The organism is Halorubrum vacuolatum, from assembly GCF_900188065.1.
In the GTDB taxonomy this organism is placed as follows: Archaea; Halobacteriota; Halobacteria; order Halobacteriales; family Haloferacaceae; genus Halorubrum; species Halorubrum vacuolatum.
The window spans coordinates 12,369-29,344 of record NZ_FZNQ01000014.1 but is presented as its reverse complement, the minus strand read 5'-3'; the positions used below and the strand labels follow the sequence as shown (position 1 = coordinate 29,344).

17 protein-coding genes and 1 tRNA gene are annotated in these 16,976 nt (G+C 65.7%); 2 read left to right on the top strand and 16 right to left on the bottom strand.

The window, feature by feature from the left end; genetic code table 11:
- Window positions 1-14: 14 nt before the first annotated feature.
- From CHB65_RS12195 to CHB65_RS12185, 3 genes are all read right to left on the bottom strand, one after another.
- The gene (locus tag CHB65_RS12195) at window positions 15-620 is read right to left on the bottom strand and encodes a LysE family translocator (RefSeq protein ID WP_089385349.1); all 606 of its coding nucleotides are present in this window, start codon (window positions 618-620) and stop codon (window positions 15-17) included.
- 61 nt (window positions 621-681) lie between these two features.
- Window positions 682-1,848: a pyridoxal phosphate-dependent aminotransferase gene (locus CHB65_RS12190; RefSeq protein WP_089385348.1), complete on the bottom strand. Its 1,167-nt coding sequence runs from the start codon at window positions 1,846-1,848 to the stop codon at window positions 682-684.
- Window positions 1,849-1,870: 22 nt separating this feature from the next.
- Window positions 1,871-2,875 carry an agmatinase family protein gene (locus CHB65_RS12185; protein WP_089385399.1) on the bottom strand — a complete coding sequence of 335 codons (1,005 nt, stop codon included), beginning with the start codon at window positions 2,873-2,875 and terminating at the stop codon, window positions 1,871-1,873.
- Between the two features lie 220 nt (window positions 2,876-3,095).
- Here CHB65_RS12185 and CHB65_RS12180 point away from each other — a divergent pair, with 220 nt between their 5' ends.
- Window positions 3,096-4,121: an NrpR regulatory domain-containing protein gene (locus CHB65_RS12180; RefSeq protein ID WP_089385347.1), complete on the top strand. Its 1,026-nt coding sequence runs from the start codon at window positions 3,096-3,098 to the stop codon at window positions 4,119-4,121.
- Window positions 4,122-4,136: 15 nt separating this feature from the next.
- Here the strand turns inward: CHB65_RS12180 and CHB65_RS12175 are convergent, their stop codons facing one another.
- From CHB65_RS12175 to CHB65_RS12135, 9 genes are all read right to left on the bottom strand, one after another.
- Window positions 4,137-4,964 (bottom strand): nitrilase family protein, encoded by an 828-nt coding sequence (locus tag CHB65_RS12175; RefSeq protein ID WP_089385346.1) that lies wholly within the window; start codon window positions 4,962-4,964, stop codon window positions 4,137-4,139.
- On the bottom strand, window positions 4,961-6,853 hold the full coding sequence (locus tag CHB65_RS12170; protein ID WP_089385345.1) for an ABC transporter permease subunit: 1,893 nt from the start codon (window positions 6,851-6,853) through the stop codon (window positions 4,961-4,963). Before CHB65_RS12170 ends, CHB65_RS12175 begins: the two co-directional genes overlap by 4 nt.
- Complete coding sequence (locus CHB65_RS12165) at window positions 6,854-7,936, bottom strand: ABC transporter ATP-binding protein (protein WP_089385344.1); 1,083 nt, start codon at window positions 7,934-7,936, stop codon at window positions 6,854-6,856.
- A 6-nt stretch (window positions 7,937-7,942) separates the two neighbouring features.
- Window positions 7,943-9,046: an ABC transporter substrate-binding protein gene (locus tag CHB65_RS12160; protein WP_089385343.1), complete on the bottom strand. Its 1,104-nt coding sequence runs from the start codon at window positions 9,044-9,046 to the stop codon at window positions 7,943-7,945.
- 242 nt (window positions 9,047-9,288) lie between these two features.
- Window positions 9,289-9,363 (bottom strand) — tRNA-Val (locus CHB65_RS12155).
- A 101-nt stretch (window positions 9,364-9,464) separates the two neighbouring features.
- Window positions 9,465-9,743 carry a DUF7553 family protein gene (locus tag CHB65_RS12150; protein WP_089385342.1) on the bottom strand — a complete coding sequence of 93 codons (279 nt, stop codon included), beginning with the start codon at window positions 9,741-9,743 and terminating at the stop codon, window positions 9,465-9,467.
- 128 nt (window positions 9,744-9,871) lie between these two features.
- A complete protein-coding gene (locus tag CHB65_RS12145) occupies window positions 9,872-10,405 on the bottom strand; it encodes a cob(I)yrinic acid a,c-diamide adenosyltransferase (protein ID WP_089385341.1) in 534 nt (177 codons plus the stop codon).
- Window positions 10,402-10,641 (bottom strand): glutaredoxin family protein, encoded by a 240-nt coding sequence (locus CHB65_RS12140; protein WP_089385340.1) that lies wholly within the window; start codon window positions 10,639-10,641, stop codon window positions 10,402-10,404. The genes CHB65_RS12145 and CHB65_RS12140 overlap by 4 nt, the downstream gene beginning before the upstream one ends.
- A gap of 145 nt (window positions 10,642-10,786) precedes the next feature.
- Window positions 10,787-11,188 carry an acyl-CoA thioesterase gene (locus CHB65_RS12135; RefSeq protein WP_089385398.1) on the bottom strand — a complete coding sequence of 134 codons (402 nt, stop codon included), beginning with the start codon at window positions 11,186-11,188 and terminating at the stop codon, window positions 10,787-10,789.
- A gap of 157 nt (window positions 11,189-11,345) precedes the next feature.
- On the opposite strand from CHB65_RS12135, the gene CHB65_RS12130 reads away from it, so the two are divergent.
- The gene (locus CHB65_RS12130) at window positions 11,346-12,524 is read left to right on the top strand and encodes a M24 family metallopeptidase (RefSeq protein WP_089385339.1); all 1,179 of its coding nucleotides are present in this window, start codon (window positions 11,346-11,348) and stop codon (window positions 12,522-12,524) included.
- Between the two features lie 45 nt (window positions 12,525-12,569).
- Here the strand turns inward: CHB65_RS12130 and CHB65_RS12125 are convergent, their stop codons facing one another.
- The 4 genes from CHB65_RS12125 to CHB65_RS12110 form a co-directional block, all read right to left on the bottom strand.
- Window positions 12,570-13,850: a DHH family phosphoesterase gene (locus CHB65_RS12125; RefSeq protein ID WP_089385338.1), complete on the bottom strand. Its 1,281-nt coding sequence runs from the start codon at window positions 13,848-13,850 to the stop codon at window positions 12,570-12,572.
- Window positions 13,851-14,019: 169 nt separating this feature from the next.
- On the bottom strand, window positions 14,020-14,478 hold the full coding sequence (locus CHB65_RS12120; protein WP_089385337.1) for a universal stress protein: 459 nt from the start codon (window positions 14,476-14,478) through the stop codon (window positions 14,020-14,022).
- 51 nt (window positions 14,479-14,529) lie between these two features.
- On the bottom strand, window positions 14,530-16,050 hold the full coding sequence (locus CHB65_RS12115; RefSeq protein ID WP_089385336.1) for a heme-binding protein: 1,521 nt from the start codon (window positions 16,048-16,050) through the stop codon (window positions 14,530-14,532).
- 95 nt (window positions 16,051-16,145) lie between these two features.
- Window positions 16,146-16,907, bottom strand: coding sequence for a TVP38/TMEM64 family protein (locus CHB65_RS12110; protein ID WP_089385335.1), 762 nt, complete (start codon window positions 16,905-16,907; stop codon window positions 16,146-16,148).
- Between the last annotated feature and the right edge of the window lie 69 nt (window positions 16,908-16,976).

Sequence of the window (16,976 nt, the reverse complement as noted above, 5' to 3'; positions counted from 1 at the left end):
GGAGGCGGAACCGCTCACGTCAGCAGTAACCAGCCCCCGAGCGCGAGGAGCACCCCGCCGGCGACTCGGTCCAGCCAGATCTGTGTCGAATCGGCCGTGAGCAGGCGTGCAGCGGCGTTCGCCGCGAGCGCGACTAAGCCGAGATAGACGGCGGTGAGCGCGGCGTAGGTCCCGCCGAGTGCCGCGATTGCTGACCCCCCTCCGCCCGCGGCGAAGCCGGGCAGGAAGGCGAGAAAAAAGAGCGCGACCTGCGGGTTCAGCGCGTTGACGAGGAAGCCCTGTCTGAGGCCGCCCTCCTCGGGGGTTTCGTCGCCGCCAGCGGATCGAAGGGACGCAAGCCCGAGATAACAGAGGTAGAGCCCGCCGACGAGCGTCACCGCTCGCTCCGCGCCGGGGACGCGACGGTAGAGCGCGGCGAGCCCCGCGACGACGAGCGCGGTGTGAAAGAGGATCCCGAGCGTTACGCCGCCGGCAGCACGGAGGCCGAGCCCACGGTCCTCAAGGCCGCGTGAGAGCACGAAGAGCGTGTCCGGCCCGGGGGTTACGATCAACGTTACGGCCGCCAGCACGAACAGCGCGTACGTCGTCGGATCGAGCGACACCACGGCCGGAACGGGCATATCAGTCGGTAGCGCGGTTGCGCGGTAAAACGTGACGCATCCCGTCCGGGGTCGGGTCGTCTTACCACCAGCGGTTCTTTCGGAGCCGGTCTATCGCCTCCTCCAGCGTCTCTCGATTCCGAGAGAAGGTAAACCGAACCCAGTCCGCGGTCGCGTCCGGATCGGTGTAGAAGCTGCGCCCCGGCACGGCCGCCACGCCCGCCTCGCGGATCAGTCGATAACAGAACTCCCGATCCGTCTCGTCGGTCGGATACCGCGTCAGGAGATAGTAGGCTCCGTTCGGTTTCACCGGATCGAGGCCGACCCGCCGGAGTCCGTCATACAGCAGGTCCCGTCGCCGCTCGTAGGAGGCCGCGAGCTCCGTGTAGTAGCTGTCGGGAAGCATTAACGCCTCGACGCCGGCCCGCTGAAACGGTGTCGGCGCGCAGACGCTCGTGTAGTCGTGGACCTTCCGGAGCTCCGCGGAGAGGTGTTCCGGCGCCAGACAGAAGCCGATCCGCCACCCGGTGACGCTGAACGTCTTCGACATGCCGGTACAGACCACCGTTCGCTCGGCGAGGTCACCGATCTCGACCGGGCTCACGAACTCGTCATAGACGATATGCTCGTAGATCTCGTCGGTCAAGACGATCAGGTCGTGTTCGACCGCGACCGTCTCGATCAGTTCGAGTTCCTCGCGGCTGAACACCTTCCCGGTCGGGTTCATCGGCGTGTTCAACACCAGGATCCGTGCCCGTTTGGCCGCCTCGACGAGTTCGTCGGCGTCGATCTCGAGCCCGTCGGTGATGTCGATCGGGATGGGCGTCGCGCCGGCGAACTGACTCGCCGGGATGTAGCTTTCATACACGGGCTCGAAGTAGATCACCCCGTCCCCGGGCCCGGCCAGCGAGAGCAGCGTCGACATGATCGCCTCGCTGGTTCCGGTCGTGACCGTGACCTCGGTTTCGGGATCGTAGGTGACCCCTTTCCACTCGGCGTAGCGCTCGGAGACGGCCTCACGGAGCGCCGGATATCCCCACGTGATCGTATACTGGCTGTCGGTGTCGATCGCCTCCTTGGCGGCGGCTTTGATCTCGGGAGGCGTCTCGTCTTCGTCCGGAATACCCTGTGAGAGGTTGATCGCGTCGTTCCGGATCGCCTCGCGGGTCATCTCCCGGATGACCGATTCCGCCACGCCGCTCGTCCGCTCGGCACCGATCGTCGCGTTTCGGTTCGGTTGGTCGTTCATGATTTGCTCACCGTGGCACGGATCATTCCGCGAACTGCCGTTCCAACAGCGTGACGAGAAGGTACGACGCGAGCCGCGGTGTTCCACCAGTGGGATCATATTGCGGTGCGACCTCCATCAGGTCAACGGCCCCGACGTCCTCTGATGCCCCGAGCACCTCCATCGTCTGCAGCGCCTGTCTGGCGGTGAGCCCCCCGGGGACCGGCGTTCCGGTTCCGGGGGCGACGCTCGGATCGATCCCGTCGATGTCGAAGGAAACGTAAACCGCATCGGTGTCCGCGGCGGCCGCCGCGACGGCGTCCGCCACGACCGCTTCGATCCCCCGCTCGTCGACCTCGCGCATCGTGTAGAGGTTGAGCCCCGTCTCGTCGGCGAACTCGAAGAAGTCGGGGCTCTCATAGCCACGGATCCCGACCTGGGAGACGTCCGCGAACTCGGTGTGTGGCGAGTCGGCGATCAGCGCCGTGCTCGACCCGTGGAAGTCGGTTCCGAAGACCGGGCTCTCGGAGACGGTATCGGTGTGTGCGTCTATCTGGACGAATCCGACACGGTCGTGGCCGGCGCCCTCGGCGAACCCGTTCACCGCCGGGAACGTGCAGTAGTGATCGCCGCCGAGTATCACCGGAAACGTCCGTTCGGCGACGGTCGCCACGTGGGCCCGGATGCTCTCCGCGGTCAGCTCCTCGTCCATCGGGAAGACGGGCACGTCGCCGCAGTCGGCGACGGTGAGGTCATCGAAGTTCACCTGCTTCCCCGTCCACATGTTCGTGAGCCCGCCCTTGTAATCGGAGAGATACGCCCACCAGCCGCTTGCCCGGCGGATCGCTTCGGGCCCGTAGCGCGCTCCCGGACGATTCGAAACCGCCCCGTCGTACGGGATCCCGAGGGCTGCGGCGTCGACATCGCTCACGTCCTCCACGTCCCGTGGCGCTCCCTTGAGAAACGTCGAGATCCCCGCGTAAGAGAGCTCGACGGACGCACCCGTCGTCGCGTTTCGGAACGCGGCCGCCCGTGACGGCTCAGCCATCCCGTTCGCCTCCACGGATCGACGCTGCGGTCCGTTCCCGCTGACGCGTCCTAGCTCCGGTATCGGTCGGTGGTGGTGTTAGTGTCATCGTTTGTTATGCCGGCAATACGTTGCCACCTCACTATCCGTTCCAGCGTATAAAAGCGTATCCCGTGACCGTGGACCACGAACGACCGAAACCAAACCTTGGTTACACTGCTTCCCCAGTAGTACGATATCGATGGCGCCGGATCTCGACAGGCGAACGTATGACCTCCTTCGATTGGTCGATCGACACGGGCCGATCGGGAGCATCCAGCTGTTCGAGCTGTTGCAGCTCCACGGGTACGATATCAAGGATCGGACGATCAGGCTGTCGCTCTCGAACCTCGATGAGCTCGGGCTGACCGAGAAGGTGCCCGGACAGGGGCGACGGCTGACACCGACGGGGAAAGCCGAACTCGAGCGGGGCGATGTCGATACACGGCTTGAGCAGATCCGCGCCCGAATCGCCACGCTGACCAGCCGCGTCGGCTACGACCCCACCGAAGACACGGGGACGCTCGTCGCCTCGGCGGCGTTTCTCGCCGACGAACGTGTCGATGACGCCCTTGCAGTCGTCGCCGCCATCGCCGAACGTCCCTTCGGCCCGATACCTATCGCCCTTGAGGCGAGCGATGCGAACGAACCCGGTGACGTCAGGTTGGTGACCGCCTCCAGCATCACGCTGGACGGCGTCCTTCTCGCCCAAGGTGTCGACGCGACCATCTCCACCTCCGGCGTGCTTGAGTACGAACCGACGGAACCCGCCGGAAACGAGCCGTTTCCGGACCATGGCGGCCGCATCGTTCGCTACGTGGACATCATCAACGGCGAGGGCTCCTCCATCGACGTCATCTCGCTTCTGATCGAGGCGGGACGAACGGACGTGAAACGCGTTCTCGAGGGTGGTGATCGTGGCCTGCTCGTGGGTGACAGCCGTGAATTTCCGCTCAACCGCTTCGAGGAGGCCCGGGACGTCTCGATCGCCACCCAACAGTCGTTGGGCGGTGCGCTTTCCTTCCGGCGACCGCGTGAACAGAAACCCCTCCCGAGCGGCACCTCGACGTGGGCCTTCGGGACCATCACGTATGCGGGTCCGGGCGAACTCCTGTTGGCCGCGCTCGCAGAGTACGAACTGGCCGCGAGATGGGAGACGCTCTATGGGATCCGCGAACGCGAAGGGCTGGACGGGACCCTACCCGAGCAGGCGGTGCTTGAGGACTGACCGTCCCACGGCTCCTCAGAGTCGGTAGATGTCTGGCCGGCGATCCGCGAGCGCGTCGTCCCGGGGCGTCAGGGATTTGTCCCGGGCTCGATCGATCGCACAGGTCGCACTGTACACGTGCTCGCCCGCCGTCGGGGCCGGCCCCGCGATGGGGAGCCCGTTCGGATCGACGATCACGCTCTGTCCCTCGAACGTGAGTCCTCGCTCGCCCCCCGCTCGATCCGCACAGGCAATGAAGAGGCGGTTCTCGTTCGCACAGGCGACGGCTCGATGGACGCCCATCGTCCAGCCGGCGGGACGGGCACCCTCGCTCGGACCCGGTACCCAGTTCGTCGGCACGGCGACGAGATCCACGCCCCGCTCCGCCTGCGTGATCGACAGCTCGGAGAACCAGAGGTCGTTGCAGATCTGGACGCCGAGCGTTCCGAACGGGGTCTCGAACGTCGTCACCCGCTCACCGGCTTCGAACCAGCGCTTCTCCTCGTTCCAGAGGTGAAGCTTTCGATACCGTCCAACAATGCCGTCCGGTGACACGACGAGCGCGCTGTTGTACAGCGCCTCGCCATCACGTTCTGCGAACCCACCTACGATCCACGTTCCGGTCTCGGCTGCGATCCGCTCCCACGCGATCGCGGTCGCGCCGTCGCTCGACTCCGCGAGCGACGTGAGTTCCTCCCGTGATTGGAAGACGTATCCGGTCGTGGACAGCTCCGGAAGGACCACAAGGTCGGCGTCCGCACAGTCGCGGACGATCTCGACGGTTCGGTCCCGATTCCGTTCGACGGCGCCGAATTCGGGTACCGTCTGCGCCACCGCGACCGTAACTTCGCGCCCGTCGGTCACTCCCAGATCCCCCCAGACATCCGGTCGATCGCCACCATCACGACGACGGTAAGCGCGATGAAGACCACGCTCGCGGCCGCGATCGTCGGCGAGTAGCCGTACCGAAGCGAGTTGAAGATCTGGATCGGGATCGTATCGACGAGAAACAGCGACAGCAGCCACGCGATGATGTACTCGTTCAACGAGAGGATGAACGCGAACAGCGCGCCGGAGACCACGTTCGCCCGCAGCAGCGGGAACGTGATCGTCCGGAGCGTCCGCATCGGCGAGGCGCCGAGGTTCATCGCTGCCTCCTCGTAGGTCCGATCGATCTCATCGAGCCCCTGTGCGATCAGAATGAACGGGAACGGGGCGTAGAAGATCCCGTGTGCGACGATGATTCCCAGCCGCGAGCCGGCAAGTCCGACCTCGAGGAAGAAGACGAGAAACGCCACCCCGACGATGACCGGCGGCACCAGGATCGGCAACACGCCGAAGGTACCGAAGATGGTCCCCCAGCGGTAGCCGTATCGGTCGAGCGCGAACGCCAGCGTCCCGCCGATCGTCGTGCTCAACAGCGCGGCAGCGCCGGCGATCCCGAGGCTGCTCAAAAGCGCGATGAGCCACGAGGCGTCCGTGAAGAACTCGACGTACCACTGCAGCGAGAATCCACCCGGCGGGAACGTGAGGAACTGTTCGGGCGTGAACGAGACCGCGATGATGATCGCCAACGGGGCCGCGATGAACGTGACGATGGCCGCGACGGTTATTCGGTTTACGAGCGCGATAATCCGCTCACGGGTGCGCGCATCGACTCGCGTGATGACGGCGTCGGTTCGTCGAGCGATGCCAGCGACGACTCGGATCACGCCTATCGTCGAGGCGAGCCTTCCGAGACCGGCTTGGACTCTCGAACCGATGCCGGAGCGGGATGGCGACGCGGCTACGCTCGTTCGGCCCCCGTCAGGTTCGGCGACCTCGCTGCCGCCGAGGCTGGCGGTGGTGAGGTTCGTGAACCGAACCATCACCCAGAGGAACGCGAGCACGACGACGATCAGCCCGATGCTCATCGCCGCGCCGAACGGGTAGTTCTGCTCGCCCATGATCTGCGCTTCGATCAGGACGGGAAGGGTGCGTTCGGCAGAACTCCCGAGCAGCCGCGGCATGACGTAGGCGCCGAGTGCGAGAATGAAAACCAGCGCGAGACCGCTCAAAATCCCGTTCTTCGAGAGCGGGAGGGTCACCCGCCGGAAGGTCGTGCTCGGTCCCGCACCGAGGTTCTTCGACGCCTCGAGCAGCTCGTCATCGATGTTGCGGATGCTGCTGTACAGCGTCAGGATCATGAACGGCAAGAACACGTACACCATCCCGACGACGAGCCCCCAGTACCCGGGATAAAACGACTGCGGTTCGGCGATGATACCGAGCCTGACCGCGGTCGAACTCAGGACGCCGCCGGATGCGAGGATGACCTGCCAGGCGTACGCACGGATCACGTACGTTACCCACAGCGAGGAGATGATCGTGATCAGAAGTAGGCTTCGAAGCCACGGTCGACGCATGCGGGCGAGATAGTACGCGATCGGGTAGCCGAGCACCAGGCTGGCGAACGCCGTCACGAGGGAGATTTCGACGGTTAACCACGTTTGACGAAGATAGAGGTTCGTCTCGATCGGTGGCCATCCCGCCGTCAGGGAGACATCGAGAAAGCGTGCGTAGTTCTCAAGGGTAAAACCGGCGCGATATGATCCCCCGGGAATGTTGACGTAGAAGCTGAAGACGACGAGCATCGTGAGCGGAACCAGAAAGACCGCCACGAGCCAGAACAACGGATACGAGATCGCATACCACTTCGCGTTGGCTCGTACCCCGGCACGGCCGTCGTCAGCCGCCGACGATTTCGCCCCCACCTACGCCTCCACGATTCGGCAGTCCGCGGCGTTCACCCGGACCGAGAGCTGATCGCCAGCCGATCGCTCGTCGGTCCCGCTCCGCCGGACGAAGATGAGCTTCCGACCCTCCTCGGTCTCGAGGTGGTACTCCACGCTGCTGCCGAGGTGACGCTTGAACTGGACGATCCCCTCGAAGGTGTTCGCGATACCGGCTCCGTCGACCGCCGCGGACCCGTCGTCGATGGTGAGTCGTTCGGGCCTGATGACGACGGAGACGGAGCGTCCCGTCCCGACACCGTCGTTTTGCGCCCGGATCACAATGTCACCGCAGTCGACGGTCGCATAGCCGTTCTCGACACCCGTCACCGATCCGTCGAACAGGTTCGCCGTGCCGAGGAAGTCGGCGACGAACCGCGTCGCGGGCTCGTTATAGACCTCGCCGGGCGCGCCGACCTGCTCGAACTGCCCGTCGTTCATGACGGCGATCCGGTCGGACATGGTCAACGCCTCCTCCTGGTTGTGGGTGACGAAGACGGTCGTGATCCCGACTTCCTCTTGGATCCGCCGTAGCTCCACCTGCATCTGTTCGCGAAGCTTCTTATCGAGGCTCGCGAGCGGCTCGTCAAGCAAGAGCGCGTCGGGCTGCGGGGCAAGCGCCCGCGCGAGCGCGATCCGTTGTTGTTGACCGCCGGAGAGCTGGTCCGGAGTCCGATCGCCGACGCCGGGGAGTTCGACGAGTTCGAGCATTTCGGCGACTCGAGCGTCGATCTCCTCGGTCGTGTGATCGCCGTCGACCTCCATCCCGTAGGCGACGTTCTCGTGGATGCTCATGTGCGGAAAGAGCGCGAAGTCCTGAAACACCATCCCCGTGTTTCGCTCGTACGGTGGCGCGTCGGTGACGTCCCTGTCGGCGATGGAGACCGTTCCCTCGGTCGGCCGCTCGAAACCGGCGATGGTCCGCAGAGTCGTCGTCTTGCCACAGCCGGACGGCCCGACAAGCGTCACGAACTCGCCGCTTTCGATGTCGATATCGACGCCTTTCACCGCGAGGACCCCGCCGGGATATCGCTTCGTTACGCCGGAGAGGGAGATACCACTCATCGGGTATCAGCCGATGATGAACTCCTCCCAGCGCTCGTTGACCCAGTCTTCCTCCTCGACGTAGAGGTCGTAGTAGGGAACGATCGCCTCCTCGGGGCCCGGGCCGGCGACCCGTTCGTAGGTCTCATCGTCGAGTTCGGAGTGCTCCAAGTCGATCACCGGCGCCGTAAAGAGGTTCTCGGCGAGCGTATCCTGTACGTCCGGACGGCTCGCGTAGTCGATGAACTGGCGTGCCTCCTCGGTGAGATCGGACGTATCGAGGACGACCCAAGAGCCCGAATCGATGATCGACCCTTCCTCGGGGAAGTTCGATCTGACCGGCGCGCCGTCGGCCTGCATCACGTTCGTGATGTCACTATACAGCATGCCCGCGGGGACCTCGGCGTCCCGGAGCCGCTGTTGGAATTCGGCCTCGTTCTCGTACCAGAAGTTCACCTGATCGGTGACGCCTTCGAGCTCCTCGAAGACCTCCTCGACGCCGTCGCGTTCCTTGAGGACCTCCTGCCCGCCGAAATATAGCTCGGCGGTCACATCGAGGAGGAACGAGTTCGACGCGAGCCCGAGCAGGCCCAGCGAGTCGTCGTACTCGTCGTCCCAGAGCGCCTCCCAGGACTCGATGGGGTCCTCGTACACGTCGGTGTTCTGTACGAGGTTGATGTACCACGAGAGCGCCCCGATGCTGGCGATGCCGCCGTCACGCTCCTCGATCAGGTCGTCGCTGATGTACTGGATGTTGTCGAACTCGTCCTCGCCATCCCAGAGGTGCCACAACTCGCCGTTCACCCCGCGGAGAACCCCGATGGTCGACATGATCGCGACGTCGACCGGGGCCTCCCCGGCGCCCACGGCGCTATCGTACTGTGCAAGCGCCTCCTCGGCCGTCGGCTGTTCTTCGGATTCGACCTCGAAGTCGACCTCCTCGTTGAACGGCTCGAAGAGATGTTCGTCCATGACCTCCTGGAAGATGCCGCCGTACACGGCAACCGTCAGCGTCTGATCCTCATCGAGGAGATCCGTACAGCCGGCTAGCCCCCCGAGCGCGACAGCGCTCCCCGCTGCTGCCGCTGATCGAAGAAATGTGCGTCGTCCGTTGGTCTGATGTCCCGGCATTATACTGCCACCTTTCGTGGTGTGTTATTTGGTCTCACGTATAAACATTCCTACGGCGCGCAACGAAAAGGGATGAGGGTGGAAATGCAACGCGTACCAAAAGAAGGGTGAAGAGACCGGTTGAAAGTTCGGCGAGCCGCATCCGTCGAGCCGTGAGGGCGATGCCCTAACAGACCGCTCGAACCAACGTGGTCGATTTCGTCTCCCTGCGCCTCCTGTCGCTCGGTGTTTTACTCGGAAAATGGGTCGGGGCGGAGTTGAACCGCCGATCTCCGCCGTGTGAAGGCGGCGTCATAACCGGACTAGACCACCAACCCTTCCGTTCTCATCTACCCGATTCCGGGACTTAAGGGTTGCTGTGTCGGTCGGTTCGAACCGTCGGAGGCGACCTCATGGCGAACGGGACCGACGTGAACGGTTACTTCTCGACGGGCTCTTCGCGGTTCCGATACGCCTCGACTTTTTCCCGTGCGGCGGCAACCGCCTCGCGGGCCTCACCCTCGGCACGCTCCTCCAGCGCCTTCAGATCCGCCTGCAACTTCTCGAGGCGCGAGGACTCCGGCTCCTCTTCCTCCTCCTGACCGATCAGGTCGCGCACGCGGGTCTCGAGCGGCTCCAGCTCCTCTTTTACGCCCGCTTTGGCGTGTTCTGCCGCTCGTCCGAGGTAGTACTTCGCGTCCTCAAAGTGCTTGCTCATATCTGTCCTTTGGCGGACGACGGATATATGCCTTGCGGCCGATCGTCTTTTCATCCGAGACGGGAATCGGTCGACCGGCAGGGAACAGTCGATCACCGGGAGTCGGCCGATCACCGGGAGTCGGCCGATCAGTACGACGGCGACCGTTCAGGGACGTCATCGCGGGCGTTCGCGACCCGGCCGAGCGTGAACAGCATATCGGAGAGTCGGTTCAAATATGTGATCACGACCTCGTTCGTCTCCTCCCCACGGGCGAGCGCGACGGTCCGCCGTTCGGATCGCCGGACCACCGCCCGGGCGTGATGGAGGGCCGCACCGGTCTCGCCGCCACCCGGCAGGATGAACGACCGCAACGGATCGAGTTCCGCGTCGAACTCGTCGATCCGTTCTTCCAACTCCTCGACATGAGCCGGTCGAACTCGAGGGTCGTCCGGATCCGGGTCGGGGTTCGCGAGGTCAGCCTGTACGATATGGAGGTGGTTCTGGATCCGCTCGAGCACGTCGTCGAGGTCGTCGTAGCCGGTCGGAGACGCCGTCCCGATGAGTGCGTTCGCCTCGTCGACGGTGCCATACGCCTCGATACGGGGCGCGGTCTTCGAGACCCGGGTCATGTCCCGGAGGTCCGTCTCGCCCGCATCGCCGCGACCCGTGTAGATCGTCATTGGAGGCTCCGCTCGATGTATTCGAGGATCTTCGCGCTTTCGGCCATCGTCACACCCCGCTCGGTATCGACGAGCACCGGGACCTCACGTTGACCGCTCACCCGTCGCACCTCGTTTCGATCGGAGTGTAACGGCTCGACCCACTCGGTTTCGTAGTCGATCCCCTCGGCGTCGAGGGCGTCGTGAACCTTCTCACACCACGGGCAGCCGTCCAACGAATACAGCGTGATCGCCATGTCACCACTCAGGCGTGCGCGCTCGAAAAAAGGTGTGGTCGCCACTCACCCGCCTTCGCGGTCGCCACTCACCCGCCTTCGCGGTCGCCACTCACGCGTTCATGGCCGCCACCCCCCAGTCAGCGATCCGTCCGCCCGCCTCCAGTTATAACCCGTGTCGCTCGACGATCGCTTCCCGATACCGCTCGGGGATCGGTGTCGGACGCTCGGTTTCCGGATCGAGAAACACCTGCGTCGACTCCGCCTCGGCGGCCACGTCGCCGTCGGCGGTCGCGATCGTGTATCGCATCGGGAGACTTGAGGTCCCGACCTTGGGGACCTCGATCGTAACCGTCACCGCCCCGTCCGAGAGCAACACCGGCCGGCGATAGTCGATCGACAGCGACGCGAGCACCGTGGGGATCGACGCGAGGTCCGTCTCCAAGACGTCCCGGACGTACCGCGTCCGCGCCTGCTCGATGTAGGTCGCATACACCGCGTTGTTCACGTGTCCCATCGCGTCGATGTCCCTGAACCGGACCTCGAGTTCGACGGCGTACTCGCCCATGGTTCGGGGGACGACGAGGGTGGTCATGTAGCCTCCGGCTTCGTGTCGACGCCCGCATGCACCCCCACGAGGGCCTCTCGATAACCGAATTTCGTAGCCGTGATACACACAATGTTTTAGTCGGCCCTGCTCGACGGATCGAGTGATAGTTGCCACCATGTCACGCAACGTCTTCCCGACGACCGAGTACGAAACGCGGGTCGAACGAACCCAGGCGGCGCTCGCGGAACGCGACCTCGACGCGATCGTGGTCTCGGATCCGGCGAACATGAACTACCTCGCCGGCTACGACGGCTGGTCGTTTTACGTCCATCAGGCGGTCGTGCTCACCCGCGAACACGACGAGCCCGTCTGGGTCGGCCGCGACATGGACGCGAACGGCGCGCGCGCGACGACGTGGCTCTCGGAGCCGAACATCCGCGCCTACAGCGACGATCACGTCCACTCGCCGTATGACCTCCACCCGATGGACTACCTCGCGGGGGTCCTCGCCGACCTCGACGTGGCGGACGGCCGGATCGGCGTCGAGACCGACGCCTCCTACTTCACGGCGAAATCCTACCTCCGGCTCGATTCGAACCTCCCCGACGCCGACCTCGTCGATGCCGACCTGCTCGTGAACTGGTTGCGCATCCGCAAGTCGGACCGCGAGATCGCATACATGCGGGAGGCCGCGCGTATCTCCGAGGCGGCGATGCGCGCCGGACTCGACGCCATCGAGGCGGGCGTCCCCGAGTACGAGGCGGCCGCCGCCATCTACGAGCGGCTGATCCGCGGCACCGAGGAATACGGCGGCGACTATCCCGCCATCGTCCCGCTCATGCCCTCAGGCGACCACACCGGAACCCCCCACCTCACGTGGACGGACCGCGAGTTCGAGGAGGGTGACCCCGTCCTGATCGAGCTCTCCGGCTGTCGCCATCGCTACCACTCACCGCTCGCGCGGACCACGTTCGTCGGCGACCCGCCCGCCGCCATCGAGGAGACCGCCGGGATCGTCATCGAGGGAATGGAGGCCGCGCTCGATACCGTCGAACCGGGTGTCACCTGCGAGGCCGTCGAGGCGGCGTGGCGCGAGACGATCGCGAAATACGGCGTCGAAAAGGAGGACCGGATCGGCTACTCGATGGGGCTCGGCTACCCGCCGGACTGGGGTGAACACACCGCGAGCATTCGCCCCGGCGACGAGACGGTCTTAGAGGAGGGGATGACCTTCCACGTGATCCCGGGCCTCTGGGAGGACGAGTTCGGCGTCGAGTTGAGCGAGACGTTCACCGTCACCCCGAACGGCGCGGAGACGCTCGCGGACTTCCCCCGGCGGCTGTTCACCGCTTAAAAAGGAACGCTGATCTCGTTCGTCACTCTACACCGCCGGCGTTGATCACGCCTCGTCGCCGTCGGCGGTGTCCGCCGCCTCCGCTGCCTCCGTCGCCTCCGTCGCTACGGAAACCTCCTCCGCGACCGCCTCGAACGCCGAGAGGATCACCCGCTTGCACGCTTGTCCCTCCGTCGTCCAGTGCTGGGCGTAATCGAGCATGTCGTCGTAGATGTCGGGTTTACAGCCCGCCGCACGTGGGTGGCCGCCGCCGTTGACCCGGCCGGCGACCTCGTGGGCGAACTCGAAGCCCTCGGAGCCGCGGATCGACGCGGAGCCCGCGGGCTTCACGATCACGGCCGCGTCCGCGCCCTCCTCGCGGAGCCGGTCCGCGGCCTCGTTCTGTGAACAGCGGCCGTAGGTCACGCCGACGGTCCAGTCGCCGACCTCGTGGGTCACCGCGCGCGCGACCGCGAGGTCGATCCGCGCGGCCTTCTCCTCGCGGCGATGGTCGATATACGCCCGCACCGCCTCCGGAAGGTCGGCGCCGTATGCGCCGATCACCGTCGCGTACTCCTCCGCCCCGCTCCAGTAGGAGTAGTCGGCGAGGTCGTCCGAGCGTGGGTCCTCCTTGATCCAGAGGTCGTGATCCCGCGTCACGGTCGCGAGCTCCTCCCAGCGTGCATCGAACGCGTGATCGAGCGAGCGGAGCGTCACGTCCGCGGTACACTCCTCCTCGGAGTCGCCGACGACGAGGTCGACGCCCGTCTCGCGGACCGACGCGGCCACCCCTTCGTCCCACTGGTGGTGATCGAACCAGCGGATCGCCTCACACGACCTCGCGAGCGACGTGAGCGGTTCCGCGATCGGCTCGAACCGGTCGGGACACAGGTCACAGACGTACAGGTCGATCCCCTCGTCGGCGTACCGTTCCACCCGTTCGAGGGCGGTGTCGAGCGAGTACGGACCGGCGGCGATGAGGCCGACGGGCGACTCCGCATGAACGTTCTCGAGCGGATCCGCCGTCCCCGTCCCGTCCTCCTCAGTCTCCTGTTCCGGCGTGTCGTCCGTATCGCTTGCTTCCCGGTCAAACCGCTTCTCGATGGCGGCCTCGAAGTCGGCGACGTCGAGCGCGGCGTCGTAGGTCTCACGGATCATCGCCGCACAGGCGAGGCCATCGGCGTCGCCGTCGGCGATCACGACCGCCTCGCTGCCCTCGATCGTCTCGGCGGCGCGGGTCTCCGCGCGCTCCTCGTCCAACGAATCGGGATAGAAGAATCCCTTCCCGGGCAGCCTCGAATACCGGGACCGGGGGATGTCCGACTCGTCGATGAGTGTCTCGTCCATATCCGTACCGTGGTCGGCAGGGGGAAAACTCCGCCGTTCTCCGGCGCTCGCTTCCCGGTTGCACGGACGCCTTGGGCGTTCCGTCCTCCGAGCACGTCAGGCTCGCTCAGTGTTGTCCCTTATAAGCCGTACGACGATGGCCTCCCCGCCGCCGTGAGGCGCACGTCGATCAGACGGTCGTCCGCCGTGGGCTCTCGTCGGTGAGCTGCCGGACGGTCAACACCGAGACCGGGCAGGTCCGCACGACGCGTTCGGCGACCGAGCCGATGAGGAACCGGTTCTCGCCGTGTCGTCCGCGCGTGCCGGTCGCGACGAGGTCGGCGTCGACCTCCCGCGCGTACGTACAGATCTCCGCGGCCGGGCGACCCTCACGGACCGCGGTCCGAACGGGAACGCCCCGTCCGTCGGCCGTGTCGACGACGGTCGCCAGCGCCTCGTCCCCATATTCGTCGAGCGCGGCCCGGAGATCATCGCGTACCTCATCGGGCGAGGACTCGACCTCCCCGGCGTCGACGACGTACAGCGCGTGGACCTCGGCGTCGAACCGCGCCGCGATGTCGACCGCGACGTCGACGGCCCGGCGGACGCTCTCGGAGCCATCGGTCGCGACCACGATGCTGTCGAACATACCCGACGTTGGATCACCGGGGACTTAAAAACGGCCGATGATGGATCGCCTTCAGGCCAAAAAGACGTGTCGCGGCCGGTCCGCGAGCACCTCACGGCCCCAGCGGACGGTCTCGCTGAACGCGTCCGAGCGGAAGAACGCCATCGCGTCCTCCTTCGCCTCCCACTGGCTGGCGATGAACATGTCGTCGGCGTTCTCGACGTTCACCATGAGGTCGGTCTCGACGTGCCCGTCCATCTCCGCGAGCAGCTCGCCGACGTCGTCGAAGGTCCCGGTGAAGTCCTCGCGGTGTTCGGTCTTGACGGTGTAGAACATCCCCATCGTACCGAAGCCGGACTCCTCGCCCGCGCGGGCGACGATCCCGGGAAGCTCGGAGAGGAAGCCGGCGGCGGTCTCAGCCGCGCTTGCGGTCTCCCAGATGGAGACGACGGCCGCCCGGTCGGTCGCGCGACCCGCGTAGACGGCCGTCTTCACGTGTGACCCGTAATGTTCGAAGTTGCCTCGGAGCCCTTCGACCTCCTCGAAGAGGTCGTCGGCGTCGACCTCGCTGTAGAGGACCGTCGCGTAGACGTCCTCGCCGTGCGGCTTTCCGGCGTAGATGTCGAGGTCGGCGAGCTCGCCGCGGATGTCGTCGTCGCCGCCGTGTGCGTCGTCCGCGTCGTCGTCTCCATCGCCACCGTGGCCGTGGGCGTCCCCACGCTCCCCATGAGCGTGTGCGTCCCCGTGTTCCGAGTCGTGCCCGTGTTCCGAGTCGTGCCCGTCGTGTCCGGCAGGTTCCTCGTCGTGTGCGCTCGTGGGAACCTTCGCGCCGTTCAGGTAGGCCCCGAGGTCGCTCGCGGGGAACCGGCGGCCGACGTAGAACGTGCCGAACTCGCCGTATCGCGAGGAGACCTCATCGAAGCGCATCTCGTAGACGATGTCCTTGATATCCGTCGGATCGCTCCCGAAGAGCGTGACGCCCCACTCGTGGTCATCGAAGCCGACTGAGGAGGCGATCACCTGTGAGATCCGTCCGGCGAACTCCTTCCCGGTCTCGCCGTGTTCGGCCATCAGGTCGGCCCGCTCGTCGAACGGGAGGTCATACCAGTTGTCCGTCTCGCCGCGCCGCTTGCTCATCGGATAAAACGAGACGTACTCGTCGTCGGGGATCGACGGCTTCAGTTTCCCCTCGATGTAGTTTCGCAGCCCCGCGTCGACGTCCGCTTTGTCGCCCGTGAAGTACTCATCCGAGACGTAGCCCGAGACCTCGGTGACCGAGACGTACGATCGCTCGACGTCTGTGAACGCCGCGAGCGCCGTCTCCTCGAAGCGCCGCTCGATCGCCGAGAGGTCATCGAGGGTCGGTCGGAAGTGAACGCTGAGCAGATCCGCTTTGTGCCCGAGTACGGAGAAAACCGCGGAGTCGCCCTCCTCGGCGTCCGCGACGAGTTCGCGGTGTCGCAGGAACGACTCGCCCTCCTCTATCGCCCGCTCGCGCTCGCGTTCGGGTGCCTCGCGCCACGCGTCCCAGTCGATCGACCGAAACTCGTGTAACACGAACCATCCCTCGTCGGTTGCCGGTGGCTCGACCATACGCCCGCTTGGGCCCCCACGACTTAGACGTTCCCGACTTCGATCGGATGGAGGTCCTATCGGCGGCAGGTGGGTTCCCGGTGTGCTAACGGCCGCTACGCGCTACGACGCTGCGTCGCCCGATCGTAATAGGCCCGATAGAGCGGCCCGGCGAGGAGGATGACGGCCGCGGCGGCCATGGCGAGAAACAGCGTCGGATCGACCACGGAGAGGTCGCCGGCGACCAACCGATCCGTCGAAACGCCGATGGCGACCCCCGCGATCACCCACGGGAACTCCCCGATGGCGGTCCCGATCAGGAACGGCCGGAGCCGGACGTTTGCGGCCCCCGCGGCGATCGAGATCACGTCCGCGGGCAGCGGCAGAAATCGCGTCGCCGCGATCGTCCGGACGCCGCCGGCGACGTCGACGAACCGCTCGCCCGCCGTGAGCACCGACCTCCCCGGAAGGCCATCGTCGCTCGCGCCGTCGCTCCCGCGGTCGACGTCGTTTCCCCGGTCAACATCGCCTTCACGATCGATGTCCTTCCTCCGGTCGACGTCGTCCCCACGGCCGACGATCCCCGTTCTGCCGGCACGCGCGAGGGCATACGGCGGGAGCGCGGTCAGCGTCAATAACAGGGCGGCAAACGGGACGCCGATCCATCCGTAGCCGAACCCGACCGCGACGGCAAGCAGCGTCGTGGGCCACGCGAGGAACGGCCGGATCGCGGCGAGTGCGAACAGCGCCAGCGCGAATCGGACCGGCTCCGCCGAGAGCCACTCCAAGAGGCCGAGCGCCCGGTCCGGGGAGACGGCGGCCGCGAGGATCACCACCGCGGCGATGGCGGTCCCGATGACGACGTGCCGACGGTTCACGCACCAACTGCGGCGGCGACCGATAAACGCCTTGTGGGTCCCTCGCGATCGGCCCGTCCCGTCGATTTA